The 17,523-nt window shown below is 75.8% G+C and carries 13 protein-coding genes; 5 read left to right on the forward strand and 8 right to left on the reverse strand.

The genetic code is table 11. From position 1 onward, the window contains the following. Window positions 1–78: 78 nt before the first annotated feature. From ABT354_RS17340 to ABT354_RS17360, 5 genes are all read left to right on the forward strand, one after another. Window positions 79–1,104, forward strand: coding sequence for an AAA family ATPase (locus ABT354_RS17340; RefSeq protein ID WP_351494466.1), 1,026 nt, complete (start codon window positions 79–81; stop codon window positions 1,102–1,104). Further along, a complete protein-coding gene (locus ABT354_RS17345) occupies window positions 1,101–2,156 on the forward strand; it encodes a hypothetical protein (protein ID WP_351494469.1) in 1,056 nt (351 codons plus the stop codon). Before ABT354_RS17340 ends, ABT354_RS17345 begins: the two co-directional genes overlap by 4 nt. Beyond that, window positions 2,153–5,236: a hypothetical protein gene (locus tag ABT354_RS17350; RefSeq protein WP_351494471.1), complete on the forward strand. Its 3,084-nt coding sequence runs from the start codon at window positions 2,153–2,155 to the stop codon at window positions 5,234–5,236. The genes ABT354_RS17345 and ABT354_RS17350 overlap by 4 nt, the downstream gene beginning before the upstream one ends. A gap of 4 nt (window positions 5,237–5,240) precedes the next feature. Next, on the forward strand, window positions 5,241–6,590 hold the full coding sequence (locus ABT354_RS17355; RefSeq protein ID WP_351494473.1) for a TIR domain-containing protein: 1,350 nt from the start codon (window positions 5,241–5,243) through the stop codon (window positions 6,588–6,590). A gap of 72 nt (window positions 6,591–6,662) precedes the next feature. Then, entirely contained in the window at window positions 6,663–8,477 is a 1,815-nt protein-coding gene (locus ABT354_RS17360; RefSeq protein WP_351494475.1) for a serine/threonine-protein kinase, read from the forward strand. On the opposite strand, the gene ABT354_RS17365 is transcribed toward ABT354_RS17360, so the two are convergent. From ABT354_RS17365 to ABT354_RS17400, 8 genes are all read right to left on the reverse strand, one after another. After that, on the reverse strand, window positions 8,452–9,399 hold the full coding sequence (locus ABT354_RS17365) for an NAD-dependent epimerase/dehydratase family protein (protein WP_351494477.1): 948 nt from the start codon (window positions 9,397–9,399) through the stop codon (window positions 8,452–8,454). The two genes, ABT354_RS17360 and ABT354_RS17365, sit on opposite strands and share 26 nt — an antisense overlap. Next, window positions 9,396–10,532, reverse strand: coding sequence for a cytochrome P450 (locus ABT354_RS17370; protein ID WP_351494479.1), 1,137 nt, complete (start codon window positions 10,530–10,532; stop codon window positions 9,396–9,398). Before ABT354_RS17370 ends, ABT354_RS17365 begins: the two co-directional genes overlap by 4 nt. Before the next feature lie 111 nt (window positions 10,533–10,643). Then, on the reverse strand, window positions 10,644–11,417 hold the full coding sequence (locus ABT354_RS17375) for a glycosyltransferase family 2 protein (RefSeq protein ID WP_351494481.1): 774 nt from the start codon (window positions 11,415–11,417) through the stop codon (window positions 10,644–10,646). After that, complete coding sequence (locus tag ABT354_RS17380; RefSeq protein WP_351494483.1) at window positions 11,414–12,907, reverse strand: class I adenylate-forming enzyme family protein; 1,494 nt, start codon at window positions 12,905–12,907, stop codon at window positions 11,414–11,416. The genes ABT354_RS17375 and ABT354_RS17380 overlap by 4 nt, the downstream gene beginning before the upstream one ends. Then, on the reverse strand, window positions 12,907–13,707 hold the full coding sequence (locus ABT354_RS17385) for a glycosyltransferase family 2 protein (RefSeq protein ID WP_351494485.1): 801 nt from the start codon (window positions 13,705–13,707) through the stop codon (window positions 12,907–12,909). The genes ABT354_RS17380 and ABT354_RS17385 overlap by 1 nt, the downstream gene beginning before the upstream one ends. Beyond that, window positions 13,704–14,735 carry a 3-oxoacyl-ACP synthase III family protein gene (locus tag ABT354_RS17390; protein ID WP_351494487.1) on the reverse strand — a complete coding sequence of 344 codons (1,032 nt, stop codon included), beginning with the start codon at window positions 14,733–14,735 and terminating at the stop codon, window positions 13,704–13,706. Before ABT354_RS17390 ends, ABT354_RS17385 begins: the two co-directional genes overlap by 4 nt. Before the next feature lie 133 nt (window positions 14,736–14,868). Next, the gene (locus tag ABT354_RS17395; RefSeq protein WP_351494489.1) at window positions 14,869–15,942 is read right to left on the reverse strand and encodes an ABC transporter ATP-binding protein; all 1,074 of its coding nucleotides are present in this window, start codon (window positions 15,940–15,942) and stop codon (window positions 14,869–14,871) included. Further along, entirely contained in the window at window positions 15,939–17,423 is a 1,485-nt protein-coding gene (locus ABT354_RS17400; RefSeq protein ID WP_351494502.1) for an ABC transporter permease, read from the reverse strand. The genes ABT354_RS17395 and ABT354_RS17400 overlap by 4 nt, the downstream gene beginning before the upstream one ends. Window positions 17,424–17,523 lie beyond the last annotated feature (100 nt).

The raw sequence follows: 17,523 nt of genomic DNA on the forward strand, positions 1-17,523 counted from the left end.
ACCGCGCGGCGGACCACCCGGACTGCCCGGACGAAGCGGACGAAGCGAACGCGGACGAAGCGAACGAGGAGGGCCGTGGTGCTGAGGTACGAGAAGGAGTTCGACCCGGCGGTGACCGGCACCCCCGCCGGGGCGGCCCTCGCCGCCGCGCCGTCCGACAGCCGGGCCGCGCCGTCCGACGGCGGGACCATGCCCCGCGACCGGGCCCCCGGATCCTCCGGCGGCACCCCCGCAGGGCCGGGTGACCCGCCCGGAAAGCCCGGTGATCCCGCCGTTCCGTCCGAGGAGGGATACGCCGCCGACGACGCCGTCTATGTCTTCGACGACGAGAAGGCCGTCCTCGCCGTCAATGTGGCCCTCACTATCGGGCGGCCCCTGCTGCTCTTCGGCCCGCCCGGCTCCGGCAAGTCGACCCTGGCCCCCAATGTGGCCCGCCTCCTCGGCTGGGAGTACTACGCGCATGTCGTCACCGCGCGGACCGAACCCGAGGATCTGCTCTGGCGGTTCGACGCCCTCAGGCGCCTCAATGACGCCCAGGCCCACCAACTGGACGACAACAGCGAGAAGTACTACACCAAGGGCCCCCTGTGGCGGGCCTTCGCCGCCTCCACGGGCCGCCGGGCCGTCGTCCTCATCGACGAGATCGACAAGGCCGACCCCGATCTGCCCAACAGCCTCCTCGGCCCGCTCGGTTCGCTCTCCTTCCCCGTCCCCTGGAACGAGCGGGAGACCGTCACCGCCCAGCGCGACCTGGCGCCCTTCGTCGTCATCACCACCAACAACGAACGCGAGCTGCCCGGACCGTTCATCCGCCGCTGTGTCGTCCATGAGCTGGCCCCGCCCACCCGGGACCATCTGCTGCTGGTCGCCTCCTCCCATCTGGGCGCCGCCTACGACCAGGAGTGGGCCGGCCGGGTCGCCGACCACATCCTCGCGGTACGGGAACTGATGCCCGACCCCGCCACCGGGCCGAGCACCGCCGAGTTCCTGGACGCCCTCAAGGCGAGTCAGCAGCTCGGCATCGCCCCCGGCACCACGGCCTGGGACGAACTGGAGAGCATCACCCTCCGCAAGCGCCGCCCGGGGCTGGAGCCCGCGCCATGAGCGCCCGGGGGGAGATCTCCCTGGGGGATCTCTACCGGGCCGTCACCGGGCTGCGGCCCGCCGACGCCGGGACCGTCGCCGCGATGGCCGGACTGCTGGGCCTCGCCGAGGAGGTCTGCCCCGCCCGGGACGACCGGCCGGCCCCCCGCCGCCCGGACCCCTCCCCGCTCCTTCCGCCGCCTCCGACCCTCCCGCCGCCCCCGCCCCGCGCGCTGGTCACCCCCGAGCGCGTGCCCTGGCCCGAGCCGCGCGCTACCTCCGTACCCGAGAGCCACGGCCCCGCCGTCCGCTTCGCCGAACGCGCCCCGCGCTTCTCGCTCACCCCCGTCGACGGCCTGCTCACCCGTACCGTGTCCGCGCCCGGCGGCACGGCGGGGCCCACCCCCGAACCCCTCCTGCGCCCCGTGGTCACCACCGCCCTGCCGCACGAGCCGCCGTGGAAACGGGAGTGGGCGCGCGGGGTGATGGTCGCCGCGCTCTCCATCCCCGTCGAGAGCCGCGAGTTCGACCAGCGGGAGCTGCTGCGCCGGGTCGCCCGCCAGGACGCGCTGCGCTCCGTACCCCGCCGCAGCAGACTCACCACCCGCCTCGGCGCCCAGCTCCTCCTGGACCACGGACCGGCGATGGCCCCCTTCCAGGACGACCGCGCCTGGGTACGGGAGCTGGCCGCCAGCGTCGCCGGCCGGGACCGGCTCGACGTGCTGCGCTTCCGGGGCACCCCCGGCCGGGGCGTCGTCCGGCGCGACCCGCTCGACCGCGGCCCCTACCGGGCGCCGCAGCCCGGCACCCCGGTCGTCCTCTTCTCCGACCTCGGCCGTACCCGGCATCCGCTGCCCGACCGGTGGGCCCCGCGCCCGGGGGAGTGGACCGCCTTCCTCGACGGCGTCACCCGCGCGGGCTGCCCGGTGATCTGTGTGACCCCCTACCCCGGCACCGACTACCCGGCCGCGCTCCGCCGCACCGTCGCCTTTGTCCCGCTGGACCGCTCCCTCTCGCTCCGGCACGCCCACGCCATCGTGGACCGCACCCGCCGCACCCGGGAGCGGGGGTGACGGGGGGCCCTCCGGAGGCCGCGGCGAACCCGCCGGGTGACGCCGACGGACGGGACGCCGTCGGACGGGACGCCGTCGGACGGGACGGCGACGGTGGTGACCGTGGCGCCGCCCCGTACGCGCCGGCCCTCCCGGAGCCCCTGCCGGGCGCACCTCTCACGCCCGAGGGCGCAAGCGGCACCGGAGTGCCCGGTGGGACGGGGGACGATCCGGCCCTGCCCCCGGTCGCGGCCGGACGGCGGGCGATGGCCGCGTACATCGGGGAACTCGCCCGCGACCGCCCCCAGGTGGTCGCCCTCGCCGAGTGCCTCTGTCTCGCCGCCGGGGTCGAGCAGTCCCTCCTCCGCCGGGCCCGGCTGCGCTTCCTGCCCCGGAGCACCGCCGGTCTGGAGGCGGAGCTGTGGTTCTCGCCGCTGGTCGAGGCGGCCGGCGACCGGGCGTTGCTGCTGCACCCGCTCGCCGCCGATGTGCTGCGCGAACGGCTCGCCCGGGGCCCGCGCGCACACGCCGAGGCCGTCCGCGCCTTCACCGAGGAGGCCCACCGCGAGGCCACCCCCCTGGTCCGCTGGTTCGAACGGCTGCTCTGGGCCGGGCTCTTCCCGGAACCGGACGACGGCCCGCTGGTCGACCGGGAGCTGCGCCGGGTGCTGACCGCCGTCACCGCCACCGGCGCGGACGCCGACGACCTCGGCCGCTGGGCCCTGCACTATCTGCCCCGGCTGCCCGCCGGGGTGCTCCGCCACGACGACGCCTGGCGCATCCAGGTCGCCTCATCGGAGCGGCTCGGTCTGGAACCGCCCGCCGACCTCACCGGACTGCCCCGCCCGCCCGCCGCCCAGGCCCGCTCGCTGGTCCACCGGGAGGTGGTGATCGGGGTCGAGGCCCGCTCCGGCGGGGTCGTCCTCAGCCGCCCGCCCGCCCCCGACGCCCGCCCGCTGCGGGCCACCGGAGTGTGGAAGGTCCGTCTCGACGCGGTCAGCGCCCTCACCCCGGCACCCTCCCACGCCGAACCCGTCCGGCTGGAACTCGACGACGGCCAGCGCCTCACCCTCCCGTTCACCGCGCTCCAGCGGCTGGACACCCGGGGCCGGGCGGTCCTCAGCGTGGCCCGCCCCGGCACCGCCGTCGAGACCGCCGTCGCCACCGGCGACCTCGTCCCCGGCGGCGCCCGGTACGCCCTGCTGCTCGCCGACGGCACCATCCTCCGGTACGAGGCCGACGGCACCCTGCGCGGCTTCCTCCCCGCCGAAGGTCCCCGTACCCACCTCACCCTCTCCGCCGACGGCTCCCGTGTCGCCTGTCTGGAGGGGACGGCGGTACGGGAGTTCTCGGTGCTGGACGCCCTGACCCCGGAGCGCCACTTCCGGGGCCGGTACACCGTCCACCGGATGGACTTCACCGCCCGCCGCCAGGAATCCGTCCGCTGGGTCGTGGAGTACGGCGGGCAGCTCACCCTGGAACAGGAGGACGGGCCGGACATCGTCTACCCGGGGGTCGAGGGAGCCCAGGGTGTCTGGCCGCTGGCCGGCCTCCCGGGCGCCGCCGCCGTCCTCCACCACCGCGACCGGCGGCTGAAGCTGCACACCCCCGACCGACCCCGGGGGAGCACCCTCGCCCTCGGGGTCACCACCGTCGCCGCGCACCCCCTGCGTTCCTCCATCGCCGCCGCCACCGAGGACGGCACCGTCCTCCACTGGTCCCCCGGCGAGGAGGCACCGGTCGCCATCGGCCGGGCACCCTGGCCGGTCACCGCGCTCGCCCTCGGCGCCGACGACCGCCTCGCCGCCGTCGGCGGGGACTCCCGGCTGCTGCTGTGGAACCTCACCGACCCCGAACCGCTGCCCCGGTACGTCCCGCTGGAGTTCCTCGCCGAGCGGGTCCTCGCCCACCCCGGCGGCGGCTGGCTGGTCTCCGGCTCGGGCGGCCCGGTGGAACTCACCACCGAGGACGGCCGCCGCCACCGGGTGCTCCCCGCCCGTGCGCCGGCCGACGACGACCCCGACGACCCCGACGACTGGCTGAGCGACCTCGTCCTCGCCGAGATCGACCGCTCCGGGATCCCCTCCCTCTTCACCGGCCCGGCCGCCGCCCCCGACCGGCTCGCCGCCGCCGGGGTGCGCGCCCTGGTCGTCGGCCCCTTCACCCCCGCCCCGCCGGAGGAGACCGACCCCGCCGAGTACGAGGAGATCGCCGCGCTGCGCACCGAGGCCCGCCGCCATGGGATCCGGATCCTGGTGGACCTCCACCCCGGACCGGACCGGGGCGGCGGCCCCGACCGCCGTGGCCGGTTCCTCGACTCCGCCCGCCGCTGGCTCGACCACGGCGCCGACGGCATCCGGGTCAGCGCCGCCACCGAGGTCGGCGAGGGCGACCTCGAGGACCTGCGCCACCTCCTCGACGGCTACGACAACCGGGTCCTGGTCCGCCGCAGCCTGGAGGCCCCGCACGCCGTCCTCTCCTTCGACCTGGAGGACATGGGCGCCCTCTCCGGCGTCTGCGACATGGTCGTCCCCTCCTCGCTCGCCATCGCGCTCGCCCGCGCCCTCCACGACGCCGACCTCCACTCCTACGGGGCCCAGCTGATGGACGCCCAGTTCTCCCTGGAGAGTTCGGGACTGCGCGCCCGCTGGGGTCACTGCCTGCCGGAGCTGATCGCCCCGGACCGGCGACGGCTGGCCGCCGCCGTGCTGCTCGCGCTGCCCGGCTCCCCCTCCCTCCCCCTCGACCTGCTGCGCGATCCGGAGATCGCCGCCCTGCTGGAGCTGCGCCGGGGCCATCTCGCCCTCTCCCGGGGCGACTTCCGGGCCTGGCTCTTCGACCGGCCCGAACTCCTGGGCGTGGTACGGAGCCATGGCGACGAGACCGTGTTCGCCCTCGCCAACTCGGGTACGAGGCCCCTCGCCGCCCCCGTCACCTCCGCCGACCTTGGCCACGGGGGGTCGCTGCGGCTGCTGGACCTGGTCGACGGGACCACGGTCGAGGCCCCGGACCAGGAGCCCGTACGGGCCGTCGTCGCGGGCGGCGGCGTCCGCTGGTTCCTGGTGTCGCGCCCCGCGCCCACCGCCGTACCGGGGGAGTGACACGATGGCACGCCCACGGATCTTCCTCAGCCACAGCTCCTCCCAGTGCGCCGCACAGGGATGTGTCTGCCGTGCCTATCTGCTGGCCCTGGAGGAGGAGCTGAGGGAGCGCGGATGCGAGCCGGTGGTGGACCGGAACCTCCTCACCATCGGGCTGTGGAACCCCCAGGTCCTCAAGGAGATGAAGACCTGTCACGGTCTGATCGTGCTCCTCTCCCCGCATGCGCTCGGGTCGGACTACATCCTTCAGGAACTCACCGTGGCCCTCTACGAAGAGGCCTCGAATCCGCACTTCCTGCTGCTGCCCGTGCTGCTGCCGGGGGTGCGGCGCCGGCATCTCCCGAAGAGCAAGCTGCACAAGCTGGATCTCGGCCGCTACGACATGGTCGACTGGCCGCCGGCACCCGCCGGGACCGAGGCCGCGGCCGGGGCCGGTTCCCCGCCGGAGTCCGAGGCCGCACCCGAGCCCGCGCCCAAGGACGAGGACGAGGCCGCCACCGGACCCCGGACCGGACCGGCCGGGGTGCCCGAGAAGATCTTCAGCAGGCTCCTCCCCCTGGTGGAACACCTCGGCGCCGTACCCCACCCCGAGGTCACCGACTTCGTCGCCGGCCGCATGACCGATGTCTCCGACCTGGCCCTCGCCCGTACCGCCGAGATACTCGGCCTCGCCACCCTCGCCTACGCCACCGACCACACCCGCCATATCGTCGCCCAGGGCCTGCTCACCGAACGCCCGGTCCAGGAGCTGGGCGACCCCTGCGTCGTCCGCAGCGCCTTCCAGCACTTCCTGCCGCAGGTGAAGGCCGCCGAACACCGCGCCGACATCGTGGACCTCGTGGTCCCCTTCGCCCGGATCCCCGGCCCGGACGCCGAACTCCTGCGGCGGGTCGCCCTCGGCGACGGCGACCGGATCGCGTTATTGCGCTCCACCCTGGGCGAGACCCCCGGGCTCTTCGTCCACCGGGCCAGTGAGACCCCCGTCTCCTGGGCGGTGCGCAAGGCGGTCCCCCGGCTGGACGGAACGGCCTTCGCCGACGGCCTCGTCGCCGGAATCCGCGAACTGCTCCACGAGGAGCTGGCGATGGGGGAGCCCTGCGCCCCGGAGACGCTGGCCAGACTGCTCACCCGCCATGAGACCGAGTCCGGCGGCCCCTTCACCGTCGTCCTCCATCTGCCGCCCGACCCCTCGCTGGTCCGGCTGCTGCTCACGGAGTTCCCCCGGCTGCTCTTCCTCTTCGCCCACGAGCAGATAGCGCCGCGGAACGGCACCGGCGCGCCCGCCACCCTCCAGGGCCTGACCGCAGGGCAGGAGTGGGACATGGTGGAGACCTACCGGAAGTTCCGGAGCTGAGTTCCGCTCGGGCCCCCTCGGTCGTCCCCCTCGGGCGCCCGGCTGTCGGAGGCGTCTCGTATGCTCCCGGCCATGAACGCCGGGGAGAATACGGAACGACGGGTCGTCGACGGCAGATTCGCGCTGGAGGCGCGGCTGGGCGGCGGCGGGATGGGCACCGTGTGGCGCGCCCGTGATCTGCTCCTGGACCGGGACGTGGCGCTGAAGGAGGTCCGCCCCGGCGACCCGGCGCTCGCCGAGAACGACCCGGAGGCCGCGCGTACCCTGCGCGCCCGGGTGCTGCGGGAGGCCAGGGCCCTCGCCCGGGTCGAACACCCCAATGTGGTCATGATCCACCATATTGTCGATGGATCCGCCGGATCCGACAGCGGTGGCAGCGGTGACAGCCGCTACCCCTGGCTGGTGATGGAGCTGGTCACCGGCGGGTCCCTCCAGGACCGGCTGGCCCAGGGGCCCCTGACGCCCCAGGAAGCCGCCCGGCTGGGCCGGGAGATCCTGGCGGCGCTGCGGGCGGCGCACACCGCTGGGATCCAGCACCGCGATGTGAAACCCGCCAATGTTCTGCTGCGCCCCGACGGCCGCCCCGTCCTCACCGACTTCGGGATCGCCGCCATCCGCGAGTCCACCGCGCTGACCACCACCGGATCCCTCATCGGGACCCCCGACTACATGGCGCCCGAGCGGATCACCGGGGACGACGGCGGCCCCTCGGCGGATCTGTGGTCGCTGGCGATGATGCTGTACGTGGCGGTGGAGGGGCGCCATCCGCTGCGCCGGGCCACCACCATGGCCACCCTCGCCGCAGTGATCGGCGAGGAGGTGCCGCCACCGCACCGGGCGGGGCCGCTGACCGGGGTGCTGATGGCGCTGCTGGTACGGGACCCGGCGGCCCGGCCGGACACGGCGGCGGTGGAGGCGATGCTCACGGCGGTCCTGAACGGGGCCGCCCCGGTGGCGCCCGGGCCGGCGGGGGCCACCTCGTACCGGCTGACCCCGCCGCCGCCCACCGCGCCGCCCGTTCCGCCCACCGCCGCGCTGTGGGACGCGCCGGGGGAGCCGCCCCGGGACCGGATACCGCAGAACACCGGCGGACCGCCGTACCCCTCCGGCGACGGGGGCACCCCCGATCCCCGTATCGACGTCATCCGGCGGCCGGACGGAGCCGCGACCCGCTCCCGTACCGCCCGTCGGGCCACGGCGGCCGGGGTGTCGGCGCTCGCCGTCGCCCTCGTCGGCGCGCTGGCGTGGACCGTACTGCCGATGATCGGAGACAAGAAGGCGGCCGACCCCGCCGCCGCGCCCTCCGCCGCCCCGTCCACCGCGTCCCGGACCGCCTCCGGCCGGGCCACCGCCGCCCGTACGGCCTCCGGGTCGCCGGCGAAGGGCGGTTCCACCCCGGCGAAGGGCGGCGACCGCCCGGCCGGCGAGCCCTCGGGGACGCTGCTCACGCCCCAGCGCATCCGCACCGTGATCAAGGAGCTGACCGCCGCGGCCGGCACCGACCGGGTCAGCTCCTTCAGCGTCTACCCGGAGCACGCCTCCATGCAGGCCATCGTGAAGGGCAGCGACTCCCGGTACGACACCTATGTCTACAACGCCGGACGGGGCGTCACCAAGGGCACCATCAGCAGCCGGATGATGTCGATGTTCCGGCCCGTACACCTCTCCGACTACGACTGGGACGTGGTTCCGGAGCTGCTGCGCCGGGCCGACCGGGAGCTGAACATCGACGAGCCGACCATGCGCTACGTCACCGTCTCCCTGCCCAACACCCTCAGCGGCACCCGGCCGGGTCTCTCCGTGTATCTGACGGACGAGTACGGCAGCGCCTATCTGACGGCCGACCCCCGGGGCAAGGTGCTCAAGACCTATCCGGCCGAGGACTGAGCGCGCCGCCCCGCCCGGACGCCACCGCCGCCAGATGGTCCGCCAGGGTGTGCGGGGCCCGCCACCCCCGCCGCTCCGCCCGGGTCACATCGAGGACCACCCCCCGGGCCAGCTGCTCCACCGCGTACCGGGTGAGCCAGGGTTCACGGCCGGGCCGCAGCCGTGCGACCCGCTCCGCCGCCCCCGCCACCGACCGGGCGACGGAGACCGGGAGCCGCCCGATCCCGGCGGGTGTGCCATGGGCCGTGAGCACCGCGCGGATCGTACGGTCGCGGGGGTACGGGACGGGGTCGGCGATGTTGTACGCGCCCGGCGGCCACCCCACCGCCCGCAGCGCCGCGTCGGCGAGATTGTCCACCGAGGTCAGGCTGAGCAGCACATCGCCGCCGGGCAGCAGCAGCCGTCCCCGCCGGACCCGGGAGAGCAGCCGGGGCACCAGATGGGGGTCGCCCGGCCCGTACACCGCGCGCGGGCGCAGCACCACGGCGCCCGAGGCGAGGGCCCGGGCCTCCCCCTCGGCCTTGGTGCGGCCGTAGGCGTTCAGCTGTCCCCGTACCGGATGGTCCTCGGTGATCGGACGGTCGCCGACGGGTGGCGCGTACACACTGGCGCTGCTCATCCAGACCACGGGGCGGTCCCCGGCGGCCCGCAGCAGCCGGGTGGTCCCGCCGACGTTCACCGCGCGCATCCCGGCCTCGGCGGGGGAGCCGGGCACCGGGTCGCCGACCGCCGCCGCGCAGTGCACCACGAAGTCGGCGTCGCCCAGGTCGGGTTCGCCGTGCCGGGCGTCCCAGGGGAGATGGCGCCCGACGGGTCCCGGGCGGCGGCCCACGCACACCACCTCAAGACCCCGCTCGGCGGCGAGCGCGGCGATCCGTGAGCCGCAGAAGCCGCTCGCGCCGGTGACGGCGACGGTGGTCATCGGGGGGCCTCCGCATGCGGCGGGACGGCCCCGGCGCGGACGGTGAGGGAGCGCCAGCCGGGCAGCGCGGCCCCGCGGTCCACCCGGGAGCGGACCACGACGGGGCGGTACGGGGCGAGCGCGGCCAGCAGATCGTCCAGCTGGGCATGGGCGAGGCGGGCGCCCGGACAGCTGTGCGGGCCCGCGCCGAAGACCAGCCGGGCGACGGCGGCGGGGGCGGGGTCGCGGGCGTCGGGGGCGTCCCGGTGGGCCCGTACCGCGTGCCGGGCCACCAGGAGCAGCCGGTCCCCGGCGCGGACGGGGCGGCCGGCCAGTACCGCGTCCTCGGCGGCGACCCGGGGCAGCAGCGGGGAGGCGGCGGTGACCCGCAGCAGCTCCCCGACGAGCACGGGGCGCAGCTCCTCGTCGGCGGCCTGGTCCCAGAGTCCGGCGTCGGCACACCAGGCGACGGCGCGGGGCAGTGCGGCGACGGTGGTGTTGACGGTGGCGACGGCGAGTGCGGACCGTACCCCGGCGTCGGAGTCGCCGGGGGACAGCAGCGCTTCGAGCCGGGCGGTGGCCTCGGCGGCCGCGCGGGAGGTGCCGGGGCGCCGGGGTCCTGGGAGATGGTCGCGGACGGCGAGGGCGGCGGCGCGGGCGGCGGCCCCGGCCACGGCCTCGGGGGCGGCGGGGATGTCCAGGAGCGCGCCGACGGTCGCCCCCGACAGTTCGCGGGCGAGCGCCACCAGTTCCACCGGCCGGCCGTCCCGCAGCGGGGCGAGCCGCCGCTCCAGCACCGCGCGCCACACCGGCCGCAGCCGGTCGACGCCGTCGGCGCCGAGCCCCTGGGCGATGCTCCGCCGGGTCGCGCGGTGCCCCGCGCCCTCCTGGTCGAAGAGCCCGCCGCCGGAGGAGAGCCGCCGCACCGCGCCCCCGGTGGTCCCCGCCGCCGTCCGGTCCAGCGGCACCCGGGTCAGCGCCTCCCGGTACGCGGCCCCGTCGTGCACCACGACGGCCCGCCCGAGCCGCACCACGGCCCGCCCCCGGACGGCGGCGAGCAGGGCGAACAGCAGCGGATGCGCCCGTGTGTAGACACGACGGTCCCGCCGCCGCGCCCGGCGGACACGGGGGGAGACCGATGCGGGACGGGTCATGGTTTCACCTGGTGCTCTCGTGAGAATCGGATGTCGGCGGCCACTCCACCCACGTCCCGCCCGCGGCCGGTGACCCGGCCGGGGGCCCGGTCCGGCGCCCGGACCGGGGGGTCAGCGGATGTGGACATCGTGGTCGTCGGCCGGCAGATAGCGGCGGTCCCAGGACCACAGCAGGGTGCGGCGGGCGCCCCAGGCCCGGGGGCGGCGCAGGCTGGCCCGGACCACCAGGTTCTCCGCGCGGACGACGCGGGCGCTGTGCTCGCGGGCCCGGTTGAGGAGGACGACGTCCTCCGGCGGGCCCTGGAGCGGCACCCTCGGGGTGCCCCCGCAGCGGAGGTAGAGGTCCGCGGTGATGGCGAGGTTGTGGCCGTGGCAGAGCACATAGGGGGTGCGGTAGCGCGGCTGCCGGTGGGTGCGGCGCCAGCGGCCGTAGAGCGCGGCGGTGCGGACGACGGCGGGCAGCAGCCGGCGCAGCAGGCGCGGGGTGCCCTCGTCGCGGCGCGGCACGCTCCGGCCGCAGACCATCTCGGCCCCGGCCGTGAACTCCGCGCGTGCGGCGGCGGTCCAGTCGGGTGCGGGCAGGCAGTCGGCGTCGGTACGGGCCAGCAGGCGGGCGCCGTGCGCGATGGCGTACCGGAAGCCGGTGTCGACCGCGCAGCCCGTCCCCTGTTCCGGTTCGGGGACCACCTGGACGGGGAAGGGTGCCTCCCGGGCGAACCGGCGGGCCAGCTCCCCGGTGCCGTCGGTGGAGGCGTTGTCGACCACGACCAGGGCGAACGCGGTGTCGTGCTGCGCGGCGAGGGCGGCGAGCGTCGCGGGCAGGGCGTGTTCCTCGTTGTACGCGGGGACCACCACCCAGAGTTCGGGTCCGGTGTCGGCGTTCATCGGACCCGCACCCGCCCGCCCCCGGCGGAGGCGCCGAGGTGCCGGGCCGCCAGCCGGGCGGTCGCCGCCCGGTCGGGTTTGCGGGAGCGGCCGGAGAGCGGCACCTCGGCGAGGAGCACCGCGTCCGGGCGGGCGTTCCCCATGCGGGCGAGCGGTGGCTCCAGCGCCGCCCGGATCCGCCGGGGGTCCGTGCCCGGCGCCGGCTGGACGACGGCCACCAGGCGTTCGTCGCCGTCGCCGGTCTCCACCCCCACCAGCAGGGCGAGTTCCACACCCGGGATGTGCAGCGCCGGTTCGTACAGGCCCGGGTAGATGTTCTCCGCGTCCCGCAGCACCATGTCCTTGAAGCGGCCCGCGAGGACGATCCGGCCGTCGGCCAGCAGCCGTCCCCGGTCGCCGGTGGCGACCCAGGGGTCGGGGTCCTCGCCCAGATAGCGGTCGCGGGTGGCGGGCCCGGAGAGCAGCAGTTCACCGGAGGCCGCGGCGCGGGCGGTGACCCCCGGCAGCGGGGTGCCCACGAGATCTCCCGCGCCGTCGAACGCGGCCTTCTCGCGGGCCTCCACGGCCGCCGCGGGGAACAGCTCGGTCAGCGCGTACACCCCCCATGCCGCGTCCGCGCCCGCCGCCCGTACCCGTTCGAGGAGGCCGGCCCCGGCGGGTGCGGACCCGGTCCACACCTGTCCGGTGAACCGCGCCCCGGCCGCCAGCGCGGAGCGCAGCACCGGCGGTGTCAGATAGGTGGCCTGCGGGCGCAGCCGGGCCAGTTGCCGGGCGAGGGCGCGCGGGGTCCTGGCGGGCAGGGCGACGGGGGCGCCCTCGGTCAGTGAGGGCAGCAGGACGAAGAAGGTGCCGCCGAGCACCGGCCGGCCGGGTTCGGGCCGTACCAGGGCGCGGACCGAGGCCATTCCGGCGGCGAGCGAGGAGCGGGTGTGCACCACGGCCCGGGGCCGGGCGGTGGTGCCGGAGGTGAAGACGATGACCGCGTCCCCGTCGCCGTCCACCGGGCGCGGCAGCGGGCCGTGTCCGGGTTCCAGCGCGGCGGCGCAGCCGGGCAGCCGGGGTCCCACCGTGGCCACCGGGCCCAGCTCCGTGAGGTCGGGGAGGGCGAGCCGGGCCCGCCGGGCGAGCGGGCGGGCCCAGCCGGCCACGGCCTGGGCGGTGGCGTCGGCGAGGACCAGCGCGGGGCGGGCCAGGGCGAGCCGGGCCCGCAGCACCTCGGGTCCGGCGCCGGGGTCGAGCACGGCGGCCCGGACCCCGAGCCGGTGCAGGGCGAGCAGCAGGGCGAGGGCGCGCGGCCCGGGCCGTACCGCGACTCCGGCGGTGTCCCCGGGGCCGAGGCCCCGGGTGTGCAGGGCGACGGTGTATCCGTCGGCGAGCGCGGCGAGTTCGGCGCGGGTGACCAGGGTGCGCACGGCCCCGGTGGGCCCGGTGCCGAGGACGGCGGGCCGGTGGCCGTCCCGGCGGAGCGCGTGGTCGAGGGCGTCCAGCATCAGCGGGGGTCCTCCCCGTGGCGGCCGGGCCCCTGGTCGAGGTACCAGCGGGCGGTGCCGACGATGCCGTACGCGCCGAGCCGCCGGGTGGAGTTCGCCACCACCATGTCGGGGGCGTGGACGATGGCGGTGGTGCGCCGCCGCACCCGGTTGAGGAAGAGCCGGTCGGTGGGGGAGGGGCGGCGCGGCATGCCTCCGGCCTCCTCGTACAGCCGGGCGGTGATCGCCATGTTGTTGCCCGCGTGCATGCGGTACGGGGCGAGATAGCCATGGCGGCGGTGGTGCGCGGGCCGTATCCGCCCGAAGAACGCGGCGGTGGTGACCAGGGCCCGGAATCCGGCCCGGCCCAGCGGCCCGTGTTCGTCGGGGCGGGCGGTGATCCGGCCGCAGACCATGCCGGCGCCGGCCGCGAACTCCGCCCGTGCGGCGGCGGTCCAGCCGGGTACGGGCAGACAGTCGGCGTCGGTACGGGCCAGCAGCCGGGCGCCGTGCGCGATGGCGTACCGGAAGCCGGTGTCCACCGCGCAGCCGACCCCCTTGTCGGGTTCGTCCAGGACATGGACGGGGAAGGGTGCCTCACCGGCGAAGCGGCGGGCCAGCTCCCCGGTGCCGTCGGTGGAGGCGTTGTCCACGACGACCAGGGTGAAGTCACGGTCGCGCTGGGCGGCCAGGGCCCGGAGGGTGTCGCCGATGCGTGCCGCCTCCTGGTGGGCGGGGAGCACCACCCACAGCGGGGTGCCGCCCATGCCGGAGGTGCCGCCCATGCCGGAGGTGCCGGTCATGCCAGGGGTGCCGGTCATGACACCTCCCACAGCACGGTCATGACGCTCACTCCGCCGCCGAGGCCGACCAGCAGGACCCGGTCGCCGGGGTCGAGTTCGTCCCGTATTCGGTCGAGCTGGATCCCGAGGGTGGCGCTGGCGACATTGCCCAGCTCGGGCACGGTGACCACCAGCCGGTCCTCGGGGACCCCGGTGAGTTCGGCGAACCGTTCCAGATAGGGGACGGTGACCTGGTGGACCAGGACCCGGCGCAGATCGGTCCACTCCAGGCCGTTGCGGTGCCGGACCCGGTCCAGCGCGGAGGTGCCGATCTTCTCGAAGACCTCGCGCAGCTCATGGCCGTCGCCCCGGAAGTAGGTGTGTTCGTCGCCGCGCGGATGGCGCGATCCGCCGCCCGCTATGCCGCCGACCCGCCAGTGCTCCGAGTGGGTCTCGGTGTCCACATCGAGGATCCCGCCCCGGGCGACCGGCTCGAGGACCACGGCGGCGCCCGCGTCGCCGAAGGTGTATCCGGCGAAGTGCGCGCGGAAGTCGTCGAGTCCGGGCGGGTCATGGCGGACGGCCCGGCTCGGGGTCTCGCCGGTGACGACCAGGGCCCGCCGGGCCCGGCCGGCGAGGATCATGGCGCGGGCCAGGTCGACGCCGTTGACGAAGCTGTTGCAGGCGTTGGTCACATCCAGCGCGTGGGCGCGGGAGCCGAGCGCGGCCTGGACGACATGGGCGGTGGCCGGTTCGGCGAGGTCCCGGCTGGCGGAGGCGAAGACCAGCAGATCGATGTCGAGGGGGCCGTACCCGGCCCGCTCCAGCGCCACCCGGGCGGCGCGCTCCGCCAGGGTGGAGGCGTACTCGTCCGGTGCCGCGACCCGCCGGGCGCGGATGCCGGTGGCGCGCTCGAAGACCCCGCGCGGCAGGGGCAGTCCGCTGCCCGCCGCGACCGTGCGGCGCAGCCGTTCCGAGTCCATGACCCCGTCGGGCAGACAGGACCCGACCCCCGTGATGCCGACGCGGACCGGGCCGCCGTCGGCGCTGCTCCTCTGACTGTGCATGCACCGGAGCGTAGGAGCCGGATTCGGCCATCGGCGTGAGTGCGGATACTCAAGCCGGGTCTGAGCATCACCTAGGGAGGCCAGGAGGTCACGAGGTCAGGAGGACGGGATCGCGGCCCCGCTCTCCCGCGCGTCAGACCGCGGCGCCGGGAAGGGGACCCTCGGACGCGAGGAGCGCGGTTGTCCCCGTGACCCGTATGCCGGCCTCGTCGCCCGTGCGCAGGGTGATCGGACCCGCCGCCCGGACCGGGACCGGTGTGCCGACTCCGTCGGCGTCCAGCAGGACCAGGGCGTCGTGGCCGTGGTAGCGGACCTCGGTCACCCGGGCGCGGGTGGCCGACGCTTCGGAGGCGGGGACGAGCCGCAACTGCTCCGGGCGCAGGGCGACGGTCCCCGCCCGGCTGCCCTCCGGCGGGGTGTCGCTCAGGGGGATCGGGCCGAGGGCGGTGACCGCGTGGCCCGCGTCGACGGTGGCGGGCAGCAGGACGGCCTCGCCGACGAAGGTGGCCACCCAGGGGTCCGCCGGGCGGGTGTAGATCTCCTGGGGCGTGCCGGTCTGCACGACCCCGCCGTCGCGGATCACGGCGATCCGGTCGGCGGACGACAGGGCCTCCTCCTGGTCGTGGGTGACCAGGAGGGCGGTGGTGCCGGCCGCCCGCAGCGCGGTGCGGATGTCGGAGCGCAGCCCTGCCCGCAGGGCACTGTCGAGGGCGTTGAAGGGTTCGTCGAGCAGGACCAGCGCGGGGCGGGGCGCCAGTGCGCGGGCGAGTGCCACGCGCTGCTGCTGACCGCCGGACAGCTCGTGCGGCATCCGGCTTCCGTAGCCGCCGAGGCCGACGAGTTCCAGCATCTCGGCGGCGCGTGCGCGCCGTTCGGTACGGCCGGTGCCCCGGAGGCCGAAGGCCACGTTCCGGGTGACGTCCATATGAGGGAAGAGGGCTCCCTCCTGGGCGACGATGCCGACGCCCCGGTGTTCGGGCGGGACCTGGACACCGGGGCCGCTGACCGTGCGCCCGCCGAGGACGATCTCACCCGCGTCGGGGGTGAGGAACCCCGCGATGATCCGCAGGAGTGTGGTCTTCCCGCACCCGGACGGGCCGAGGACGGCCGCCAGCTCGCCTTCGGGAACGGTGAGGTCGAGGCCGTCGAGCACCCGGACGCCCTGCCCGTACGACGTGGTCACCGCGGTTACGCGCAATCCGGTCATGTGCGCCTTCCGAGCAGATAGGAGGGTACGGCGGCGAGCAGGACGATGGCCGCGGCGTAGGGCGCCGCCCCGGCGAAGGCCCCCGCCCCGGTCTCGGTCCACAGCCGGGTGGCGAGGGTGTCGGTGCCGGTGGGGCGGAGCAGCAGGGTGGCCGGCAGCTCCTTCATGATCACGACGAAGGTGAGGGCCGCCCCGGCTCCGATTCCGGGGGCCGCCAGGGGGACGGTGATCTCCCGCAGGACCTGGAGGGGCGATCGGCCGAGCGAACGCGCCACATCCTCCAGCACGGGCGGGGACTGGAGGACGGCGGCGCGGGCGGAGGCCACCGCCACCGGGAGGAACAGCACGACATAGGCGGCTATCAGGAGAGGAAGCTCCTGATAGAGCGGGTAGGCGTAGCGGACCGAGAAGAAGACCAGGGAGAGTCCCACGGTGATGCCCGGCACGGCGTGGCCGGCGTACACGGACTGCTCCAGCAGCCGGGAGGCCCGTCCGCGGTGGCGGGCCGAGAGCACCCCCACCGGCAGCGCGAGCAGGGTGGTGACGGCGGCTCCGGCCGCGGCGACGGTGAGGGTGGCGACCGTGGCGGACCACAGGCGTTCCGGATCCCAGCCGGAGTTGCCGACCGTGAGCCAGTAGCCGAGGGTCGCGAGGGGGAAGCCCACGGCCGCGGCGGAGACGGCGGTGCACCAGGCGAGTGCGGGCGCGGTCCAGCGGCCCAGGGGGAGGGTGACCGGCGGGCGGGCGCTGCCCCGTCCGGCGCGGGCGTACCCGGCGCGGCCCCGGGTCCGGTTCTCCGCCAGCACGAGCAGCACGGTCATGGCGACCAGCACACAGCCGAGGACGGCGGCCGGGGTCCGGTCGAAGCTGGCCTGGTAGGAGGAGTGGACCGCGCGGGTGAAGGTGTCGTAGCGGGTGATCGACACCGATCCGAAGTCGGAGAGGACATAGAGGGCGGCGAGGATCGCGCCACCCGCCGCGGCGGGCCGCAGCTGGGGGAGGGTGATCCGCCAGAAGGTGTGGAAGGCCCCGCTGCCCAGGGATCGCGCCGCTTCCTCCTGCGCGGGATCGATGCCGCGCAGCGCCGCCGCGACCGGCAGGAACACATAGGGGGAGCAGGCGAAGGTGAGGGTGATGGCCGCACCGGGCAGGCCGGCGAGCGAGGGCGCCGCGGATATCCAGGTGAAGGCGGCCACATAGCTCGGCACCGCCAGGGGCAGGGTGGCCAGCACCGCCCACATCCGCCGGCCGGGCAGGCGGGTGCGGACCGTCAGCCAGGCGAGGGAGATGCCGAGCACCAGACTGGCGGCGACGACGATCGCGGTCAGTTGCAGGCTGCGGCCGAGGAGTTCGAGGGTGCGCCGCTCGGTGACGATGTCCCAGGCGTAGCCCCAGCCGTGTTCCATCGCGCGTACGCCGAGGTAGCCGAGGGGCAGGAGTGCGAGGAAGGCCGCCGCGACGGCGGGAAGGAGCAGGACCAGCGGCTTCGTAGCCTTCGCTTCTTCAGTGAGTGGGACTCCCCGGACCCAAGGGTCCCGGGAGCGGGTCCTGACAAGGCCACCCGAACGATGCACGACAGCT

It is taken from the genome of Streptomyces sp. NPDC000594, assembly GCF_040299965.1.
Taxonomy (GTDB): domain Bacteria; phylum Actinomycetota; class Actinomycetes; order Streptomycetales; family Streptomycetaceae; genus Streptomyces.